Raw genomic sequence first — 21749 nt, forward strand, 5'->3', positions numbered from 1 at the left:
TCAACCAACATGAAAAATTTGAAAACGATAGCAAAATACGCAGCACTCATCCTGCCTTTAGTCAGCATAAATTCCTGTACAAAACTGGATGAGAAGGTGTACAGCAGGTATGTTGCCGAAAACTATTACAACACCAAAAGCGAGGTGCTCTCCGCAGTATTGCGCCCGTATACACATGCCAATGCATGGACAACCCCGGGCCAAAATGGCTGGTGGCGGGTAAGTGAATTGTCTGCAGATCAGCTTGCATGGCCGGTAAAGGGTATTGATGGCCAGGATGGGGGCAACTGGATCAGGGATCATTACCATCAATGGACCAACGACGACGAAGCCGTTTGGGGCCCATGGCGCCTGATGTGGTGGGGGCTTGGCTTATGTAACCAGCCAATTGAAAACCTCGAGAAACGAAGCCTTGCTCAAATGGGGATCACCCAGGAAGAAAAGGATGCCTACGTTGCAGAACTGAAATTGTTTCGTGACTTCACCTTGCTAAAGATCATGGACCTATGGGGTAATGTTCCTGTTGCAATAACCGTTGGTGAATTAAATATTCCAACTCAGTCGCGTGCCGACGTATTTAAATTTCTGGAGACGGACATCAAAGAAAATATAGAAAAAATACCGGTGCTTTCACCATCTATGGTCGGCCGGATGAACCGTGCCGGTGCATATGCTATGCTTGTTGAGTTGTACCTGAATGCTGCCAAGTGGACCGGAACACCACGCTGGGATGATTGTATTGCAGCCTGTAATAAAATCATCTCCGGCGAAGCCGGCGGACAAGCGGGCGCAGTTGCTCTTGACCCAAACATCATCGATACTTACAGTCCGAGAAACAGTACAAAGTCAAAAGAAATCCTGTTATCAATCACCTACGATCCGCCAAAAGGAAGTTCAGCTCCGCAGTGGCCCGGCGACTTTTACCACTTCAATCAAAGGCAGATCAACGGCTCAACACGTAATGGTAACAATGGTGTAATTGTCATTCCCGGCGTGTACGATGGCTTTTATAAAAATACGGACCTGCGTAAGAAAGAATGGTTCCTGATCGGGCCGCAGTTCGTATATGGAACTACAACCGCTGTTACGGGTACAAATGGCCGTGAATATTTTGGAAGACCACTGGTTTTTGTAGACAACGTTCGCAGGAACTCTTCCTTACAACCTGGACAGGATCCAAACAGTCTTCCTTCAAACATGACCACGGGAGAAGAAAACAGTGGTGTACGTTTTAATAAATACAAGCTCGGCTTAACAACAGATGCAACAAACTACCAGGCTGTCGATTGGTCGCTTTACCGTTTAACATGGGTGAACTTCGCAAAAGCTGAGGCCATCATGCGTAAAAACAATGGTAACGCAAACCAGGAAGCTGTTGATCTTGTAAATGCAAGTAAACGCAGGTCGTTTAGTGCTGCAGATTGGGCAACCGAAGCTTATACACCTGCAACATTAACGCTTGATGAATTACTGATGGAACGCGGTCGCGAGTTTATCTTCGAAGGCTTTCGCCGGCAAGACCTGATCCGCTTTGATAAGTTTGTAACTACAGAATGGTGGGATCATAAAGCAACAAACGATAAGAACAAGGAACTGTTGCCAATACCTAACAGGCAGATCACACTTAACCCGGGGCTGAAACAAAATCCCGGCTATTAACCCCAACAACATTTTAAAAACTGCTGGCTCTGGTGGCCAGCAGTTTTGTTTGTTAAATGAAGATGTTTAACCGCTTCAGCAATACTAATTCGGCTACTGCAATAACTTTCTATGGACCCGGCATTTGAGCCCTTCCGATCTTCCTTGTACGACAATACAATATTCAGCTCAAAAAACCCCGGCAGCGGTAATCTGCCCGCATGGGAAGAACGGTTATATTAGCAGTACCGTAAGCAGATTTTTGTACAATTGCCGAAGGGCTGCGGGATAGGAGCGGAAAACACGCTGAAGGATCTGTGGCAGGGCCTTGTGGCGGATTTGCAGCGGATAGCCCGGGTTGCAGCCTGGATATAGATGTGGTTGAAAGCCCCAAAGAAAATGCTTATCAGCCCGGGAGCGTAAATTGGAAACCGGACCGGGTATGTTTAAAATTTAGTACGACTATGAAGAATCTATGGTTGGCATTGTTTGCCCTATTTACAATCAACAACAGTATTGGCCAGCTTGTAACGAAAGTTTCCGACCCGGTTGAATGGGTAAACCCTCTGATGGGTACAGACTCGAAACCAAGCCTGTCTAATGGCAACACTTATCCCTCGATATGTGTTCCGTGGGGAATGAACTTTTGGTCGCCACAAACCGGCCAAATGGGTAATGGGTGGATGTACCAATACAGCGCCGATAAGATCCGGGGCTTTAAACAAACGCACCAGCCATCGCCATGGATGAATGATTACGGGCAATTTGCAATTATGCCGGTAACGCGTAAACTGAAGTTTAGGGAAGACGAGCGGGCAAGCTGGTTTTCGCATAAAGCGGAAATTTCGAAGCCCTATTATTATAGCTTATACCTTGCCGATGCTGATGTTACTACCGAAATTACACCAACCGAAAGAGCCGCCCAATTTCGGTTTACATTCCCCTCGACTGATAGTTCTTTTATTGTTGTAGATGCATTTGACAGGGGCTCCCACGTAAAAATTATATCTGCGGAAAAAAAGATCGTTGGCTATACTACCCGGTACAGCAGGGGCCCCCTGAAAAATTTTAAGAACTACTTTGTTATCTATATCGATAAAGGCTTTGATGTATCGTATGCATGGCATGACAGTACACTGGTGAAAGATTCGCTTGAAACAACAGCCCGGCATGCCGGTGGAATAATAGGTTTTAAAACAAGAAAAGGGGAGCAGGTACACTTGCGTGTGGCATCGTCTTTTATCAGCCAGGAGCAAGCTGAGTTAAACCTGAAACGCGAACTTGGCAGTGATAACTTTGACGCAACTGCACGCAAAGCAAAAGCCACGTGGAACACGCAGTTGAGCAAAATCCTGGTTGAAGGTGGAACAACTGAGCAAACGAAAACATTCTACTCCTGTTTGTACCGCGCACTACAGTTTCCACAGCGTTTGTACGAGTTTGACGCTGCAGGCAAGATGGTGCACTGGAGCCCTTATACTGGTGAAACGTTGCCGGGATACATGTTTGCAGGCACGGGCTTTTGGGATACTTTTCGTGCGCTTTACCCTTTCCTGAATTTTGCTTATCCGGCAATCAATAAAGAAATGCAGGAGGGGCTGATCAATGATTACAAAGAAGGTGGATGGTTGCCCGAGTGGTCGAGCCCGGGTTATGCTAACATTATGGTTGGTAATAACTCAGCATCGGTTGTTGCGGATGCCTACATAAAGGGACTACGTGGTTACGACATCAATAAACTATACGATGCGCTGTTACACGGCGCAAACAACGAGGGGCCGATTACAGCCATTGGACGCGCCGGTGTTAAACACTACAACGAACTCGGTTATGTACCCAACGATGTAAAGGTTAACGAAAGTGCAGCGCGCACACTCGAATATGCTTACGATGACTTTACCATTTACCAGCTTGCCAAAGCATTAAACCGTCCGAAGGAAGAAATAGACCTTTATGCTAAACGCTCACAGAATTACCGCAACCTGTTTGATCCTGAAACAAAACTGATGCGTGGCAAAAAAGTGGATGGCAGTTTTCAAACCCCCTTCAATCCCTTAAAGTGGGGTGGAGATTTTACAGAAGGCAATAGCTGGCATTATAGCTGGAGCGTGTTCCACGACATTGAAGGGCTAAAAAAGTTGATGGGCGGAAACGCGCAGTTTGCAGGCATGCTTGACTCTGTATTTGCCATGCCGCCGCTATTTGATGAAAGTGCCTATGGAGGGGTTATACATGAAATCAGGGAAATGCAAATTGCAGGTATGGGTCAGTATGCACACGGCAACCAACCCATACAACACATGATCTATTTATACAACTACGCCGGTCAGCCCTGGAAAGCACAATTTTGGGCAAGAGAAACAATGGAGCGGCTTTATAAAGCGACACCAGATGGTTACTGCGGCGATGAAGATAATGGCCAGACATCCGCATGGTATGTTTTTTCTGCAATGGGATTTTATCCTGTTTGCCCTGGCACGGATCAATACGTATTGGGAACCCCTCTATTTAAAAAGGTGACGGTTACATTGGCAAACGGAAAACAACTGGTGATTAATGCGCAGAACAATTCAGATAAAAACAAATACATACAAAGCGTACAATTAAATGGAAAAGCATGGGATAAAAACTGGCTCTCGCATGCTGAATTGCAAAAGGGTGGGGTAATCAATTTTATGATGGAAAGCCAGCCAAACATGGCGAGGGGTACATCTGCCAACGCTTTCCCTTATTCATTTTCGAACGAGCAACGGTGATAGTGGATTAGTTAATTAGTTGAAAGGTTGAGCTGGTTGCTGCCTGGAATAAAATATTTGAGGAACTTGTCGTTACCGGTAGAGATTTTAATAAGAGGTGAGAATATCTTGAAGCAAGTAAGGTCTTAAATTTCGACCTGAATAATTTTTTTGGATGAGGTGCACGACAACCATATGTAGCTGTTGTTTTCTGTTCACTTCAATTAAATTTACCTGACATTAATTATGAAGAAACTTTTTAGTAGATCGCTCCTGGCGTTTTTGCTTTTTAGCAATGGCCTGGCAGCGCAGGAAGTAGTTACAAGAAATGGCTATACGCTTACTTTTGAAAGTAATTACGCCGAACTTGATCCGGGGCTAAAGCAACGGTTAATCGAAACGTTTTTCGAAGTGTATCCGAAGCTTGCTGAAGAATACAACCCCGCTACAGCACGCGAGGTGAAGTTTAAAGTTGACACGGCTTACAAGGGCGTAGCTGCAACCAGTTCGGGGCGCGTTGTTTTTAGTTCGGGATGGATGCAAAAGCACCCTGAAGACATCGATGTGGTTACGCATGAAGTAATGCATATCGTGCAGAATTATGGAAGAAGTACGGGGCCCGGCTGGCTTACGGAGGGCATTGCAGATTATGCGCGTTTCAAGTTCGGGGTCGATAATGCCCGCGCTAAGTGGGCATTAACACCATGGAAAGAAGGTCAAAATTATACCAACAGTTACCGGGTAACTGCCCGTTTTTTAAACTGGCTTGAAACCAATGTTCATGCAGGTATCGTAAAAAAGCTGGATGGCATTATGCGTGCACATACATATACGGCCCAGACCTGGGAGACGTTAACCGGTAAAACACTGGACGAACTTTGGACAGCTTATACCCAGGCAAAGTAATTTCAAACTTGCTATTTGTAAGTAATGCTTATTAATCGTTGATTATCCTTATAAAAACTTGCTGGTATGTTTAGGAACTCCTGTTATGTATTTGTGATCCTGCTTATTTTACAGGCATGTTCCCGTTCGTCGCACCAGCAAGGCACAAAGAAGACCACTTCGGGCAATCCGATTGCCGAGGGCTGGTATGCCGATCCGGAAGGTGCAATTTTTGGAAACAAATACTGGGTATATCCTACCTATTCTGCGCCTTACAAGGACCAGGTATTTTTTGATGCGTTTTCTTCGCCTGATCTGGTTAACTGGACGAAGCACAACCGTATATTGGATACCGTAAATGTTAAATGGGCAAAACGGGCGGTGTGGGCACCTGCTATCGTAGCAAAAGGCGGCAAGTACTATTTGTTTTTCGGTGCAAATGATATACAGAATAACGAACAGCAGGGCGGTATTGGTGTTGCCGTTGCCGATAATCCTGCCGGACCTTTTATTGATTACCTGGGTAAACCGTTAATTGATAAGTTTTACAACGGCGCCCAGCCAATTGATCAATTTGTTTTCCACGACAAAGACGGACAGTACTATATCATTTACGGGGGGTGGCGGCATTGCAATATCGCCAAACTTAAAGATGATTTTACCGGGCTTATTCCTTATGCTGACGGTACCACGTTTAAAGAGATTACACCAAAAGGCTATGTGGAAGGGCCTTTTATGTTTATCAAAGACGGCAGGTATTATTTCATGTGGTCGGAAGGTGGCTGGACAGGGCCGAACTATTCTGTAGCATATGCTATTGCCGACTCACCCTTCGGACCGTTTGAAAGAGTAGGTAAGATACTACAACAAGACTCAACCATTGCAACCGGGGCAGGACATCATTCGGTGATCCACAATACCAAAAAAGATAAGTGGTTTATTGTGTACCATCGTCGTCCGCTTGGTGAGACAAATGGCAATCACCGGGTTACTTGTATAGATGAGATGTTATTTGATGAGAAGGGATTTATTAAGCCCGTAAAGATGACCCATATAGGGGTGAAAGCACTTGCGATTAAATAGTGAAATAATTTACATTCCAACCGTAGCATTTATATTTTTAGCTGACGCGTTCAGGCAATTTCTTTCAATTTTGCTAGAACAAAGATTCTCCAGTATAAACTATTCTTCCTGGTTACCCATCGCCGCAGATTATCCAGTGGAAGGCACTCCGTTTTTAGTAATCCGTTCTAATTCCGGAAAAGTTTTTGGTAATAGATAAGTCCACTATTTGGCTACATGAAACTGGGCGCTTGTACCTGCGCGACTTTATGTTGTAAAACGAGATTGGTGCACCACAAACAGTCGGATTACAATTGGCAAAGCTGGTGCAAACAGGGTTTCAATCTTCAAAATTCCATCGTCTTATTTGCGCAAGTACAACCGGTAACCTGGTTGCCGGGTGGTTTGATCAATTTCTACTTTAAACCTTTCTCCTGGCAGCCAAACGCCGAAGTTGCTGCAGAAATAACTTTGAAATATCTCACCAATAAACTTGGAGGTTTGAAAATAAAAGTTAGATTGTCTTAACTTATTCTTAACTAAAAACCACATAATCCACATGAGAATTTCTACTCCAATTTCTTCGGCAGTTTTAGGTCTGATGGTGGCAGCTACATTTGGAAGCTGTAAAAAGGCGGAATCTGTTTCAGCTAATGAAAGCTTACTCAGGCAGGATGAGAAAGCGCTGGTTTCAGCAGCCGGGTTTAACAGCAACTGGGCGGAAAAGACCAGTAGCGGCAGTTACCTTATTGAAGGCGATATTTTATTAACAAGGGCGCAGCTGCAGGAAATGGCAGGTGCCACACCGAGCCACAACTTTATCGTAGCTAATGAAGAACATTACCGCACTTACAACATTGTAACGGCACCGGCTACAGGCAGCCGAACAATAACCGTACGCTTAACAGACGGTTTCCCGGCTTACTACTCAACCGGTCTCGACCAATCGATTGCGAGATACAACAGCTATAACCTCAGGATAAGGTTGCAGCGGGTAAGCACCGGTGGCGACATTGTTGTTACTGCTTCCAACCTGGGTACCTCAGGTGGAGGTTGTATCCTCGGACAGGCATCCGGGTTTCCAACATCGGATGGTAACCCTTCCAAGGGTTTCACATTAAGTAACAGTAGCTGTGCAACATCATATATCAGTGATGCAAACAAGGCCGACGAAGTTATTGCACATGAAATTGGACATTGTATCGGGTTCAGGCATACCGATTATAAAACCAGGGCTAGTTGCGGACCCGGAGGAGGAGAGTCGGCAGGCTCAATTGGAGCCGTTCACATTGCCGGAACACCAACGAATGTAAGTGGAAGCAACAATTCATGGATGATGGCTTGTACAAACGGCAACCCTGGATTCACCACTGCTGACCAAACTGCATTAAGAGAAGTTTATTAGTTCTGACTATAGGGTAAAATCCCTTCCCATAACGGGAGGGGATTTTTGTTTAAGAAAGATTCCTGGTATAGCGCCAGAACGTTTATTTATGAAGCAAGACCTTTTTTAAGATTAATATGCTGAGGTGTTTGTACTATAGATTTCCCCGTGTATGGAGTGCCGTGTTCTGCCTCGGGCTAATGCTAACCTCATATGCAACGGCACAGCTTAAGGCTACCGAAAGGGAAAAGCTATTTGGAAAATTCTCTATCGGTGGACCTTCTCACTACCGTGCAGATGCAAGTTATTATCTCTGTGAATGGACCGGATCACGCCCGCAACCAGCAAGGATCGTTCGGCAAATAAATGAAAACCTCGCGATCACAGAAGTGTTGTCACCAACAGCATATGAGGCATTAAGCAAAGTTTGCAGGCTGGCCGTTGCCAACAATGATTGGAAGTATCCGGGTAATGCCGCACAACTAATTGCCGGGGGTAATCAAAAGTTTATACTTACCGGAGCAAGCCTAGATCTGTTGTTGAAGAAACTGGTTGTTTTTTCAAAGGATCTTCAAATACTAACGACAGACAAACCTTCCCATTCGGTAGTTGTAAAGTGCAATGCCGGGTTTTTAAAGCGATACCTGGCCGATCTTAAAGAAATCACTTTTATCGATGTTGTTCATACAGCTTCAGCAGAAGCTCCCATCATTGGTTACGACAGGAGTTTTCATGGTATTGGTGCCCTGGCGGTAAACCTGCCTGGTGCCAATGGCAACAACATTGTTGTAGGGGTGAAGGAACAGCAAATGGATGAAAACGACCTTGATCTTCGCCAAAGGGTTTTGTTTTCACCCATTGCCGGGACATCCAGGTCACAACATTCAACGGTAATTGCCTCTATTATCGCCGGTGCAGGAAACAGTTATTATGATGGCAGGGGGCTCGCCTGGGCAAGCCGTCTGTTCCCAAGTTCTTTTGCCAACCTTTTTGCAGATGACGAAACAGTCCTGAACGCAAATAACGTGACGGTGCAGAATCATTCGTATGGAACGGTTATTCAACCCTTTTATGGTGCGGAGGCCGTGAGCTATGATGTGCAGACCTGGCGAAACAAACATTTTGTTCCGGTATTCTCAGGTGGAAACCAGGGCGAAAGTTTTGCGGGTGAGGGCAGGTACGCCAATCTCCCCGGTTTTGCAAACCTCACTGGTAATTTTAAAGCCGCTAAAAATGTAATTACAGTTGCTGCCATAAACAGCAACGATGAGGTGCCTGTTCAAAGCTCTGCTGGTCCACTCTACGATGGCCGGATTGCACCCCAGGTAACCGCCCTTGGTCCTAATGGCACGTCGGATGCGGCTGCACTTGTAAGCGGCACAGTTGCCGTTATGCAGCAGGTATATGCCGAACGCCATAGCGGTGTTTTGCCTTCGGCTGCATTGATAAAAGCTATACTCTATAATACAACCGATGCTATTTACAACCTTGGAATCGACTACAAGACAGGTTACGGGTTGATGAATAGTTATGCTGCAGTAAATGCTATGAGGCGCCAACAATATTTTAGTGATGTGATTTCAACGGGTCAGCGGTGGGCAAAAACGATACGTGTGCCAGCGAATGCTGCCGCGCTTAAGGTTACACTTTCGTGGACCGACAGTGCCGCAGGCGTAAATAATTACAAGGCCCTCGTTCACGACCTTGATCTTGAGGTAACAGAAACGGCTACAGGCAGGGCTTATCATCCCTGGGTACTCAACACATCCGCACACATCGATTCTCTTGCATTGCCTCCCACCAGGAAACGTGACTCACTGAATACGGCTGAACAGGTTAGCATCACGCTGCCGTCGGCGGGTAATTATGAGCTATCCATTTCGAGTTTAAGCCAGGGAATCCATAATCTCCCATTTAGTATAGCTTACCGGGTCGATACCCTTAATACATTTAGTTTCGTGAGCCCGCAACATGCTTCCGACGTTAATCGAACTGAGCATGAAAACACCTGGATCAGGTGGCAAACTTTTGTGCGAGATACCAATCATACAGGTAATCTATATGTGAGCTACAATTCCGGTTCCAGCTGGGGTTTGATAAGCCGTTCAATCCGGCTGGCACATAACAAATACCGCTGGCTCATCCCCGATACCACTGCAATAGCTGTTTTAAAGATGGAGACCACCTTTGGTGAATTTACCTCCAAACCCTTTTATGTCGGCAAGCCCACAACCCTTAATGTGGAGTTTAACTGCTCGGATTCTTTTGCACTCTCCTGGCACAAAAACAAGGAAGCGACTGCCTACCACTTGTACCGGCTTACCGACAGCCCTTACCTCCAGCTTTTCGCCACTGTGACCGACACCTTTGTTGTAATACAGAAGTCAGGTTCTTCAACTGCGGTTTATGCTGTTGAACCCATATTGCGAAGTGGTTCAACTGCAATCCGAAGTGCTGCGCTGGATATCAATCAATTTGGGACTCAGTGTTTCTACAAAACGTTCAATTATCATTTACTTGACCAGAACCGGCTTAGCCTTCAACTTGAACTAAGCAGCAGCGCTTTTGTTGACAGTGTAATTTTCGAGCAGGTAACTGCAACAGGTGGACTGGTGCAGGTATATAAAGCTTTGCCCGTGCAGGAGCGGGGAACTAGCCAGTATACCTATGTGGTCAATAACCTGCAGTCGGGCATAACCCATATAAGGGCAAGGATCATCTTGAAAAGCGGGGCGGTCGTTTATACTGAAATCATTCCTGTTCTAACCTCTGGCAAAAGAAGCATCTGGTTTTATCCAAACCCGGCCGCTCGGAACAATCCTTTCCAGCGGGTATTACAGCAAGGTGTGCCTATTGGAAGCCAGTTGTTGTTGTATGATGGGCTGGGTCGATTACTGAGGAGCTATACTTCGGTTCCGGACAACGTCAATACAAACGGGTTGCCCACGGGATTGATTATTTACAAATTACTGAACAGTGAAAGTAAGTTGGTCGAAACCGGCAAGCTGATGATCCGTTAATTGTCCGTGACAGGCCTGCGTGTAATTTCCCTGATACCCACCAAAGCATTGTTCTGCTGACAATTCTTTTGGGCCCCATAAATTATTTCGAAGCAGTTGCGGTCGGCTTGTAAACAGCAAGTATCGTAACCGCGCCACTGGTGGCGGTCACCTATTTGTGCCGGGTAAGCAATTTGTTTCAGCAACAAGGGCTCGATGCGATTGCTTACTCAAGTGAGGCAAAACAACTTGTTGTAAATACTGCATCAATTTAACAATTTTCAGTAGCCCCAACTTTGCGGTGTACAATTTATATACAGACTTTTAGCGTAACAAATCTGTTATGCCTAAAACGCTACTCATTATTCTATTGATCGGCATAACTGCAAGTGTACAATCTCAAACTTATAAACTTACCGGCAAGGTTACCAATGCCGCCCGCGAGCCTGTAGCTTTCGTGTCTGTACAGGTGAAAGAATGGCAAAGCGGTACGGTAACCAGGGAAGATGGAACTTATTCGCTTTCCTTGGAAGAGGGCAAATACGACATTGTTTACAGCATACTCGGCTACAAATCGCAATTGATTACAATTGTTGTAAACAGGAACTATGTTCAAAATATTATACTTGAAGAAGACCTTCAACAATTAACCGGTGTAGCCGTTAAAACAAAATATAAAGATCCTGCTGTTGCGGTTATCACAAACGTAATTCGACATAAAGACAGTCTGCAAAAAGCCGTTGGTTCGTGGTCGTGTAACATTTATATCAAAGCGGTTCAGCAGGACTCCGTTCCACGGACCCCTAAATCTAAAAACAAAACGGACACCTTAAGTAAGGGCAATGCCGATGTTGCGGGGATGGCCATGACAGAGATCCTACTCAGGCTTGATTATGCATCAGAACACAAAATTAAAGAAGAGCGGCTCGGCGTAAAGCGGTCTGGCAGTAGCCAGGACCTTTTTTATTTGTCTGCAACCGAAGGTTTCTTCAACTTCTACAATAACCTGGTTACCGTACCTGGACTTTCTACCGCAAAATTCGTTTCGCCGGTTAGTTACAGCGGACTGCTTGCTTACCGCTATAAAACAATCAACATCACCCAACGCGGTAACTATAAGGTCTACACCATTTCAATACGACCGCGGTTAATGAGTAATGCGACCGTTGAAGGCGAAGTGACCATCAGCGACAGCAACTATACCATTGAACATACCCGTATTCGCTTTCCAAGATTTCATCTGCCGCAATACGACTTCTTCGAGGTGGAACAGTGGTATTCCGCCCAACAAAATTTTTCGTTGCTGACTAAGCAGGTGTTTACGTATAATTCAAAATCCGCCAGGAATAAGTTGTCCGGGGTTACAACGGTAACATATGGTGAATACGAGCTAAATAAAACTTTTCCACCACATTATTTTGGGTTAGAAGTAAGTGCCACTACCGAGGACGCTTATAAACGCGACAGTACTTTCTGGGATACGGCCCGGGTAGAACCACTTACGGATAAGGAGCTTAAACTCATCCGTTACAGGGACAGCATTTACCGGGTAACACATTCGCGGCAATACCTTGATTCTATTGATCGCCTTACCAACAAGTTTACCTGGAAGAAAGCGCTGCTTACAGGCCAAACATTATACAATCGTGAACTTGAACGCACCTGGCAGCTACCACCACTACCGGGTCTCTTTCAACCCTTTCAGTTTGGTGGCGCGCGAATAAACCCGGGGGTATACTATGCTAAAACGTACAAATCAAAGAAAAACCTAAGCCTTGCTGCCGACCTGAGTTATGGCATTCGCAACCATGACCTCAATGGCTCCGTCCGCATTAATCGTATGTATAACCCGTTCAACCGTGGCTTTTATGGTATCTCAGTCCGGCGTGATTTCGAGTTTATTTTCCAGGGCGATGCATGGATCAATATGCTAAAGCGAAGTAACCTTTACCTCAATAATGCATTGGGATTATACCATGGGGTCGAAATCAAAAACGGACTTTTTCTTTACACGGACCTTGAGGTTGCATTAAGACGGTCACTGCAGGATTATAAAACCGGCAATACGGTAGATAGCCTTTTTGGAAGTGCACTTCCGGACAACAATCCCATCAGTTTCGAATCATATAATGCCGTTTATGGCAAGATCAGGCTCGAGTACACCCCAAGGCAGCGGTACATCAGGGAGCCGAGAGAAAAAATTATTTTAGGATCTGCCTGGCCCACCTTTTACACCACCTGGCGCAAAGGTATCAGCGGTGTTTTTGGCAGCCAGGTGAATTTCGACTTTTGGGACGTTGGAATGCGACAGGAGATCAATTTTGGCTTGCTGGGTATCCTGCGTTATAACCTTACCAGCGGAACTTTTCTTAATCGGCGCGATTTACGAACAATCGACTACCAGTGGCAGCGTCGCGGAGATCCCATTCTTTTTGCCAATCCCGATGGTGCATTCCAGGCGCTTGACTCAACATTCCCGGTTTTCAAGCGCTTTTACCAGGGCCATGTCGTGCACGAGTTTAATGGATACTTCATCAACAAAATACCGCTGCTTAAAAAATTGCAGCTACGTGAAGTTGCGGGTGCCGGCTTCCTGTCAGTACCTGAACGAAACCTCCGCTATGCCGAAACATTTGCCGGTGTTGAGCGGGTGTTCAAATGGCCGTTCAATGTAGGCTCCAAATTTAAGCTGGGGGTATATGTTGTTGGTTCGGTGGCGAACAGGTTCACCAATCCGCTTACGTTCAAAATTGGTGTCACCTCCTGGGACAAACGCCGGAACAAATGGTTTTAGGAAAATGTAAAATGTAAAATGTAAAATGAAAAAATGGGTTGATACAATTTGAAGCAGTACTCGACCTCAATTCGATAATCCGTAATCCGCTAATCCGTGAATCGTTAGTCTAGTTTACCCTGGTTCCTGCCTGGGAACCAACTTGTCAACCAATCAACTTATCAACTTTTTTATGGCCTTAGCTGAGGATAACTATTTAGCTCCGGTTGCCACGCTCGGTTCATCCATATCTTCTCATGGCAGCGAGGAAGCGAAATGTAAAATGAAAAATGTAAAATGAAAAAATACGCTTTTACTATTTAAAAGAATACACGACCTCAATTCGCAAATCCGCAAATCCGCAAATCCGTAATTCGCAAATCCGCAAATCCGCAATCCGCGAATGGTCCGCAATCAATTCCCCTCGCCACTGTTATCATCGTCATCATCATCCCTTCTTTGAATACCGTTATTCTTTTTAAAGAGCGAGAAGTTGGAGTCACCAAACCGGTAGCTGAAGGTCAGCCGGAAACTGCGGACATTCCAGCGGCGATACGAGTCCTGGTAAAAATTTTCTGTTTCGTAGATGGTTCCAAAGCGGTTTGAATTAAATACATCATTAACGCTAAAGGTGAGGGTCCCGCTTTTGTTTTTAAACATGTCCTTTCGTAAGGCAAAGTCAACACTGTATTGTTCTTTGCGCCGCCCTTGTGGGATCACCTCGGGGGACTCATATTCACCGGTTAACTGGAACCCGAGATTTGAAAAAAGCCATGACTTGGGTGCCTCGATTTTGTAATTCATGATCAGCTTGCCTTCCCAGCTAAATCCTTCATTGTTTAAAGCGGTGTTGTTTACCACCGCGTTCACCTTGCGATACTGGAGGCTGATGTTTGGAACGATTTCAAGGTTTTTTGCAATGGTCTGCTGTAGGGTGATATCCGCACCCCAACGATTTTGACTTCGAGAATTGATGAACGTACTTAAGATGGCATTTGAGTCGATAGCAGCATTGTTGAGTTGTTGGTACTGGGCAGTTGTAAGGGTATCGCTGTATTCAGTGATATCGCCAACGGTATTACGGTAATACACCGCCGCAAGAAAGTTGCCGCTTTTATGGTTCTTGTTATAGTTCACCTCAAATGAATTCGTGAATTCAGGCCTGAGTGCAGGATTTCCCTGGCGGAGGTTCACCGGGTCATTGAAGTTGATAAACGGGTTAAGCTGGCGGAAGTCGGGCCGCCGGATCCGGCGGGTATAATTCAATTGTAAATCTTCGTTTTCGCCAAGGGATTGGGTGATAAACATACTGGGGAACAATCCGTCCCAGATACGCTTGAAATCCGACGGGTAACTATAGCCAAACTTTTGGCCCTTGTCAACGATTTCGCCGTCGAGTTTAGAAATCTCCGCACGAAGTCCGGCCTGGTAGCTGAGTTTATTGATCTTATTGGAAAACGTAACATAACCTGCGTTAACGGTTTCTTTGAACTGGTAATGGTTACTTAATGGCAGCCTGGTGGTGTTGCCGGTCTGGCCAATGGAAAAGGCTTCAAAAATGTTCCCATTGTCCTGTATAAATGCTCGTCCACCGGCTTCAAACTTGGCATTTTCGCCAATCGGGTTCACATAGTCAACCTGGGCGGTGAACTGGGTATTTTCATTGTCGCCGGTGTTCCGTACCCTTTCAGCGGCCTTGGAAGGACCTCCGCCTGCTGCGCGGTAAGCATTCAGTATATTGGTCAATTCATTACCTGAACCTTTGTTATAATTAAGGTCGGCACTTAGTTGTTGACCGGGGTTGGCAAACTTGTGGGTGTATACCAGTTGCGTGCCGCTTCGGTTAAAGCCGTTATTACCCATTGATGTTCGGGTGCCGGTTTGTTGTAATGCCATGGCGGCATTGTAGTACTCCTGTTGCTGGTCTTCGTTATTGGTAAACTTGCCATTTACCAGGTTCTGTGTCAGGGAAATGGTATTCCTGTTGTCCAGGAAGTAATCGAACCCAAAACGAACAGACTGGAATTGCCGGGTTCTGTCGTTCCAGGTAAACTGGTTGAAGTAATTGTCAATAACACCCTTATTCAGGTTTTGGCGATAAGTTTTACCGTCGGCCCGCCCACCGGAACGGTTATAATTTCCACTTGCAAAAAAGTTGAATTTGCCTTGCCTTAGATTGAGGTTCAGGTTACCGGAAAGAATGCGTGGTGAACCAACCGATAAAGAAGCTGTGCCATTAACACCAACCTTTCGATTGCGTTTCAAGACCACGTTAATGATGCCTGCGTTACTCGAAGCATCAAATTTTGCGGAGGGATTGGTAATGAGCTCCACTTTCTCAATATTCTCTGCAGGTATCTGGTCAAGGGTTAAGATAGTAGGGCGGCCATCAACAAATATCTGGGGTGAGGCATTCCTCAGTTGCACATTTCCTTCTACATCAACCGTCACAGAGGGGATGTTTTTCATTACATCAACAGCGGTTCCGCCGGTTGCAGTCAGGTTCTTCTCAACATTAAATACCCTGCGATCAATACCCAGTTCCATGGCTGCCCGCGTGGCTACTACGGTTACATTGGCCAATGTTTGCGCCTCTGCTTCAACCCCAAAATTGCCAAGGTCGATCTCCTGCAAGGGTCCGTTCATACCAGCCGGCGTTTTAAGCGAAACCGGTTTCAGGAGTTTGCGGTAGCCGATCGCTGTTATTGTAACTTTCAGAGAGTCAGCCCAGGCGATGTTGTTGAAGCTAAAATCGCCATTTGGGCGGGTAAACTGGCCCGCTATAATCGAGTCTTTTGTCCCCTGGTTAGCTCCCCCGGGCACCATCATACTAAGCTGGACCGAAACCGCGTCAAGCCCCTTTTTTGTTTTCGCGTCAACAATCTTTCCAAACAATCTGCCACTGGCAGAAGGTCGGCTCATCGTTCCAGGCTGAGCCAGCAGTTGTAAATACATGATAACGAAAGTAAAACTGAGTACAAGTGCTTTCATTCGGTAGCTTTTAGGTGATTTTTTCCGTTCTCTAACACCAAATGCACGGCTAAGTTTCGAAAGGGTAAGAAAACATCCGTCAAAGAGAGAGAAAAACCGTGCCTGTTGTTCAAAAGGCCTTTGACCTGATAACAACCAGCTTTGAAGCACGGTGACAGTGTCCCGGTGTTAAACCATATTCCTGATCAGTTATAGGAAAATTATAAGGAAGAGAGGCCTTTAAACAGCGCTTAACGGATGATATCGGTGTCAGCAGGAATATAACCCTGCTGCCTGCTTAGCGTAAGCACTTGCCCCTTGTGATGGAATTCGGGTGTAATAACGTGTGTGTATACTTGGAGAGGAGTTGCCTGCGATACTGTTCCATCATTATCAAAACCGATGGCAGCGGCAGGGTAGAAAGGTAGGTGTCAAAGAATGCTGACATCATTTGATCGATGTTCTGGAACAGTAACACGATATCCGCAAGCGATTGCGTGGACATAAAAGGAGTGGAAACCACACCCTTTTGGAGGGCTATATTCCCTATCCTATGTTCGTAAATGTTGGAACGTGCACCAGCAGGTTTCGTATACTTCCCTGGCTGAATAAACTGTTCTCTTTTACAAAATCGCTTTCCCCGATCGTGGCACAGTACTGAAATAGTACCGCTCTTGACGCGCAAATCATCCTATATTGTTCCCGCGCAAGAAAAGCTACGTCACTCATTGGTACAACTGATTAGGCTAATTGTTTACAACTTATTACGAAGCGACCGCGATTTAAGGTTCTTCTTGAGCTATTATTTATTTAATTCAAAACAGTAGGAAGTTATTTCAGTCAACCTGCCTTCTTCAAAATGATAGATGTCGCAGGAAGCAATAGTAGAAACCTGATTGTTTTTATCCAGGTATTCTGCTATACTGTCAATTACCACGTCGTTGCCTTCCGCTATAACCTTAAACCTCGTAAACGTTGTGGTTACACCGGCTAAGTATTGTAACGACTGCTCACATCCGTCGATAACCGCTCGTTTACCAGTAAGCAGCTTTTCTCCTACCAGGGTCCACTGCACATGTTCTGAAAGGTGGGGGTAAACAAGCTGAAATTCATGCTTGGAAAAATGATTAGCAAGGTGGACCGGTGAAAGGTGCATGCTTGTAGTTAGGTTGCTGGTACAAATAGAATCTCTCGTGGCAAAATGGACGTTAACAACTAAGATTAAGGAGCTGTGCGCTTCTCTGATTCTTCTTTCAGGATGTTGAGTGCCTTGGGAAAAACGCCCTGGAACATCGAAACATAATCTTCGCTCGTATCCATGTTAACCTGCAGCACGGTTTTGCCATTTGACTCCGATAACAAGTATTCCTCGATGGCACCTTCCCATTCTTTTCTTTCCTCAACGCCGTTGATGATCTCGCCGATATGTTTGAATCGCATGATCTCAAATTCAACCTTTCGTTCAATGATGCCAAACATACCTTCGCCTGAGGGGGTAAGAAATACAACCCTGCTTCCTTGCTCCCAATCACTTTCGGCGTAGGAACCCGCACTAAATGCCGCGGTCCAGGTGCGGTATCCTTCGTCGCTCCATAAACATTCCCAAACCCTTTCCCTCGGTGCATCGATGGTTATCGAAAAATGCAGCGTCGTCATGATTTTAAGTTTATTGCATCAAAAACAGGAACTCAATACTATAGCCGGGCAGGGGCACTATCGTTTTTTAGGGTAAGCCGGTGCGCGGTGCAGGGGGCCGTTGCTGGCCAGGGGCAGGTGGTGCGGGAGGGCGATTTTCCGGGTTTTCTTTGCCATGGTGACAAGTGAAGCACGAAACCTCGGGGATCCTGTTTGCACTTCTTGCCTCAGCCTGGCTTTCTTTGAAATATTTTTTGTTGATCTTGACCATCATCTTAAACATGCCGCGTGCAATTTGCTTGTTCTTACTACTGTCGCTTGCAAAATCAAAATCACGCTGAGCGTCATTGGTCCTCACATGGCAAAAGTTACACCGTACGCCCAGCGACGTCGAAAAGTGTCGCATGATGCTATCCATTTCCTGTTTGGTTGTGTTCTTTGGCAACACTTTAAGGTTTTTATACCTCGCTGCACGTTGGCGAAAAGCGAACGATATGCATACCAGGCAGACTAACGCAGCCATTACGGTGATTTTCTTCATGTAGCAGTTTTTTGGTCAGTGAATCGGGTGTTTAAAAATAGAAAAAAAAGCTTGACAAGCAATTTTTCGCGCTGTTTGGAACACCTCAGCAATTTTCAATTTAGAATTGGAAAGCAAGCAAATGAAATTAGTTAAGCGAGTATTATTTCAGTTGGCAAATACGAAAGAGCTTTTAGAAATTAGATACGGAAAAGTGACCGGGACCTGCCACAATACCAGCCAAGGTTTGGGTAGAAGAATATTTGCCGGCTATACTGTTCAAGAGCGGGACAAGCCAATTAATATCTCCCCCTACGGCCCAGAGAAGAGATAGTACTCAATTAAACAATTTAAACACAGCTCAATCACAAGCGAGTTGCGGTGTTATACCCGGTCCTTCTTTTTGTTAGATGATAAAAAGATCACCAGCGGCAAAAACAACAACAGCAATGCAAAAGGCAGAAACATGTTGCCCATACCTGCTGCCTGCCCCAAAGCCGTTTGGATCGTCTTAAATACAATTACAACAAAAATCATTACAACCGCAACTTTCAGGAACCTGATCAGTCTTGTTGCGCTGGTATATTGTTGTTTGGCATTAATGGTAGTGATTTTGCCCGGGTATTTAAAGATATGCGGAGACCTGTTGAGAACAGTCATCCCGATAAACAGGATGGTGCCAATTACAGGTAGCATCCAGATGCCAGACTTGCTGTCGTAATTATCCGGTTGGCCTAAACCATTATAGTGCACAGGAATTTCGTCTGGCAGACCCGAATAGTTCAGACCCGTTAGCGTCCACAAGCCTGCAAGCAATAGCCAGCCTGTTATTTCAACAGCCTTGTCGCCATTGGTAAGTTCAATTTTAATGATTGGCCGTTTTTCCATGTTCTCCTTTCTAGCGAGACTATGTTCGGTTGATCCATGTTCAGCGCTGCAGAAAGATACAAACATCAAGGTCAAAATGCCCGATTAGCCAATCAAAAATACGTGGTTGCATTAGCCCTGGACGGAATGATTGGTGTATCCCATTAAGTTAAGTAGCCGGCTTCGCTGCAGCTTTTGCTTTATTGGCGCGCACCCTGAAGTTTACGATCTTAATAATAAGGTCAAGCGGCAACGGCTGATCGAAAGGAAACTGGATAGAACCCTTCCCGGTTTTGTATGACTTGAATAGGGGATCAAACTCGGGATTGCCCGTCGGTACGGGGTAAAAGCCAATGTGCTTTTTAAATGCGGCGTAATAAACCAGGTTGCCGTTCAGAAAAAAAGTTGGCATATCATATTTGATGGTTTCCTCAGCCTCAGGAACAACGCTCCTGATGGTTTCCCGCATTTGTTGTAGGATCTGTTGCACTTCGGGCGTAAACCGCGAAATGTACTCGTCGTGACTCACCGGCTTTTTCGTTTTTATCATAGCTGGAGATTTAAGTATCGTGCGCTTCGGCTAAATGGCGTTTGACCTGCAGGGTACCTGTTAATGATCAGCAGATTTAAGCAGTTCATCCAATTGCTTAAAGATAATGACCAGGCCACTTTCCATCCCACTTTCAACCATGGCATTCCTGTCGGCTACCGACCGGCATATATCCTGGATCGTAAGCCGGGTTCTTTCACCAGGTAGACTGTCAAAGGTCAGGATTTCAAGAACAGCGTGCCCTTGCTCGGGCATGCCTTCGAATTCAAAAGTTTGGATGATCCTTTCGGGTGCGCTCATCTCATGAAAGAAGCCAAATGATGTAAACGCACTGCCATCTTGCATGGTAAAGGTGTAATTGTATGATCCACCTACCCGGTAGTCGGCGGTATTGAAATGCATGGTGACACCGGCAGGAGCAAAAAACTGCAGTAGTATTTCAGGAGTGCTGAAGGCTTTGAATACTGAGTCGCGTGGCGCATCAAATTCACGCTCGATGAACAGCTCCTGTTTGCCGGGTTCAGCCGTGATACGGGTTTGATTGTTTGTGGTCATTTGCCATTGCTTTATGTTGTAAAATAGTGTTTGCTACAGAACTTCGACGTTTGTTAAAGAGCCCGACTCACTTATTCTAACAATTTAGTTGCACCGATCTGCAATCGTTTGGTTGCAAATATTTGTGCAATTATTTGGTTGCGCAAGTGTGAAAGGTGATTAATATAGATTCAAATTCGTATGGCCTCCTCACGCCATGGTCATTGCGACGCATGTTAATGATGAACGATGAATGCATGATCTGCGCACACCGTCATTGCGACGAAGGAAGCAATCCCATGTTTTGGCATCGTGAACTGGGTCGCACTTCGTCATTGCGACGAAGGAAGCAATCCCATGTTTTAGCATCGTGAACGGGCCGCGCACACCGTCATTGCGACGAAGGAAGCAATCCCATGTTTTGGCATCGTGAACTGGGTCGCACTTCGTCATTGCGACGAAGGAAGCAATCCCATGTTTTGGCATCGTGAACTGGGTCGCACTTCGTCATTGCGACGAAGGAAGCAATCCCCCGTTTTAGCATCGTGAACTGGCCGCGCACACCGTCATTGCGACGAAGGAAGCAATCCCATGTTTTAGCATCGTGAACTGGTTCGCAATTCGTCATTGCGACGTATGTTAATGATGAACGATGAATGATGAATGCATGATCTGCGCACTCCGTCATTGCGACGAAGGAAGCAATCCCCGTTGTAGCATCGTAAACTGGCGGCGCGCACTTCGTCATTGCGACCAAGGAAGCAATCCCATGTTTTAGCATCGTGAACTGGGTCGCACACCGTCCTTGCGACGAAGAAAGCAATCTCATGTTTTGGCATCGGAAATATTTAGCCTAATGATGAACGATGAGTGATGAATGCATGACTTGCGCACTTCGTAATTGCGACGAAGGAAGCAATCCCATGTTTTAGCATCGTGAACTGGTTCGCAATTCGTCATTGCGACGAAGGAAGCAATCCCCCGTTGTAGCATCGAAAATATTTAGCTCAATGATGAACGATGAATGCATGATCTGCGCACTTCGTCATTGCGACGAAGGAAGCAATCCCCTGTTTTGGCATTGTGAACTGGGTCGCACTTCGTCATTGCGACGTATGTTAATGATGAACGATGAATGCTGAATGCATGATCTGCGCACTTCGTCATTGCGACGAAGGAAGCAATCCCCCGTTTTGG

The 21749-nt window shown here is 45.6% G+C and carries 16 protein-coding genes; 7 read left to right on the forward strand and 9 right to left on the reverse strand.

All coding sequences use genetic code 11. The features are described 5' to 3' along the window. Positions 1 to 9: 9 nt before the first annotated feature. The 7 genes from EXU57_RS00515 to EXU57_RS00545 all read left to right on the forward strand — a co-directional run bounded on the left by EXU57_RS00515 (position 10) and on the right by EXU57_RS00545 (position 13497). Positions 10 to 1659, forward strand: coding sequence for a RagB/SusD family nutrient uptake outer membrane protein (locus tag EXU57_RS00515; RefSeq protein ID WP_133266210.1), 1650 nt, complete (start codon positions 10 to 12; stop codon positions 1657 to 1659). A gap of 443 nt (positions 1660 to 2102) precedes the next feature. Continuing rightward, positions 2103 to 4394: a GH92 family glycosyl hydrolase gene (locus tag EXU57_RS00520; protein ID WP_133266211.1), complete on the forward strand. Its 2292-nt coding sequence runs from the start codon at positions 2103 to 2105 to the stop codon at positions 4392 to 4394. 225 nt (positions 4395 to 4619) lie between these two features. Further along, positions 4620 to 5279, forward strand: coding sequence for a basic secretory protein-like protein (locus EXU57_RS00525; RefSeq protein WP_133266212.1), 660 nt, complete (start codon positions 4620 to 4622; stop codon positions 5277 to 5279). A 66-nt stretch (positions 5280 to 5345) separates the two neighbouring features. After that, the gene (locus tag EXU57_RS00530; RefSeq protein ID WP_133266213.1) at positions 5346 to 6341 is read left to right on the forward strand and encodes a glycoside hydrolase family 43 protein; all 996 of its coding nucleotides are present in this window, start codon (positions 5346 to 5348) and stop codon (positions 6339 to 6341) included. A 538-nt stretch (positions 6342 to 6879) separates the two neighbouring features. Beyond that, positions 6880 to 7725: a M57 family metalloprotease gene (locus tag EXU57_RS00535; RefSeq protein ID WP_133266214.1), complete on the forward strand. Its 846-nt coding sequence runs from the start codon at positions 6880 to 6882 to the stop codon at positions 7723 to 7725. 128 nt (positions 7726 to 7853) lie between these two features. Next, positions 7854 to 10724: a S8 family serine peptidase gene (locus tag EXU57_RS00540; RefSeq protein ID WP_165957985.1), complete on the forward strand. Its 2871-nt coding sequence runs from the start codon at positions 7854 to 7856 to the stop codon at positions 10722 to 10724. A gap of 322 nt (positions 10725 to 11046) precedes the next feature. After that, positions 11047 to 13497 carry a DUF5686 and carboxypeptidase regulatory-like domain-containing protein gene (locus tag EXU57_RS00545; protein ID WP_133266216.1) on the forward strand — a complete coding sequence of 817 codons (2451 nt, stop codon included), beginning with the start codon at positions 11047 to 11049 and terminating at the stop codon, positions 13495 to 13497. Between the two features lie 393 nt (positions 13498 to 13890). Here EXU57_RS00545 and EXU57_RS00550 read toward each other — a convergent pair whose 3' ends face one another. The 9 genes from EXU57_RS00550 to EXU57_RS00590 all read right to left on the reverse strand — a co-directional run bounded on the left by EXU57_RS00550 (position 13891) and on the right by EXU57_RS00590 (position 20573). Beyond that, on the reverse strand, positions 13891 to 16467 hold the full coding sequence (locus EXU57_RS00550; RefSeq protein WP_133266217.1) for an outer membrane beta-barrel family protein: 2577 nt from the start codon (positions 16465 to 16467) through the stop codon (positions 13891 to 13893). A 230-nt stretch (positions 16468 to 16697) separates the two neighbouring features. Further along, positions 16698 to 16850, reverse strand: coding sequence for a DinB family protein (locus tag EXU57_RS25710; RefSeq protein WP_133266940.1), 153 nt, complete (start codon positions 16848 to 16850; stop codon positions 16698 to 16700). 142 nt (positions 16851 to 16992) lie between these two features. After that, a complete protein-coding gene (locus EXU57_RS00560; protein ID WP_133266218.1) occupies positions 16993 to 17175 on the reverse strand; it encodes a hypothetical protein in 183 nt (60 codons plus the stop codon). A gap of 73 nt (positions 17176 to 17248) precedes the next feature. Further along, complete coding sequence (locus EXU57_RS00565) at positions 17249 to 17602, reverse strand: nuclear transport factor 2 family protein (protein ID WP_133266219.1); 354 nt, start codon at positions 17600 to 17602, stop codon at positions 17249 to 17251. Positions 17603 to 17667: 65 nt separating this feature from the next. Next, the gene (locus tag EXU57_RS00570) at positions 17668 to 18102 is read right to left on the reverse strand and encodes an SRPBCC family protein (RefSeq protein ID WP_133266220.1); all 435 of its coding nucleotides are present in this window, start codon (positions 18100 to 18102) and stop codon (positions 17668 to 17670) included. Between the two features lie 67 nt (positions 18103 to 18169). Continuing rightward, on the reverse strand, positions 18170 to 18622 hold the full coding sequence (locus EXU57_RS00575) for a c-type cytochrome (protein ID WP_133266221.1): 453 nt from the start codon (positions 18620 to 18622) through the stop codon (positions 18170 to 18172). Positions 18623 to 18985: 363 nt separating this feature from the next. Next, positions 18986 to 19489 (reverse strand): DUF1648 domain-containing protein, encoded by a 504-nt coding sequence (locus tag EXU57_RS00580; RefSeq protein ID WP_133266222.1) that lies wholly within the window; start codon positions 19487 to 19489, stop codon positions 18986 to 18988. A gap of 148 nt (positions 19490 to 19637) precedes the next feature. After that, a complete protein-coding gene (locus EXU57_RS00585; protein WP_207955347.1) occupies positions 19638 to 20018 on the reverse strand; it encodes an iron chaperone in 381 nt (126 codons plus the stop codon). Between the two features lie 60 nt (positions 20019 to 20078). Next, complete coding sequence (locus EXU57_RS00590; protein ID WP_133266223.1) at positions 20079 to 20573, reverse strand: SRPBCC domain-containing protein; 495 nt, start codon at positions 20571 to 20573, stop codon at positions 20079 to 20081. Positions 20574 to 21749 lie beyond the last annotated feature (1176 nt).

This window comes from Segetibacter sp. 3557_3 (genome assembly GCF_004354985.1).
In the GTDB taxonomy this organism is placed as follows: domain Bacteria; phylum Bacteroidota; class Bacteroidia; order Chitinophagales; family Chitinophagaceae; genus Segetibacter.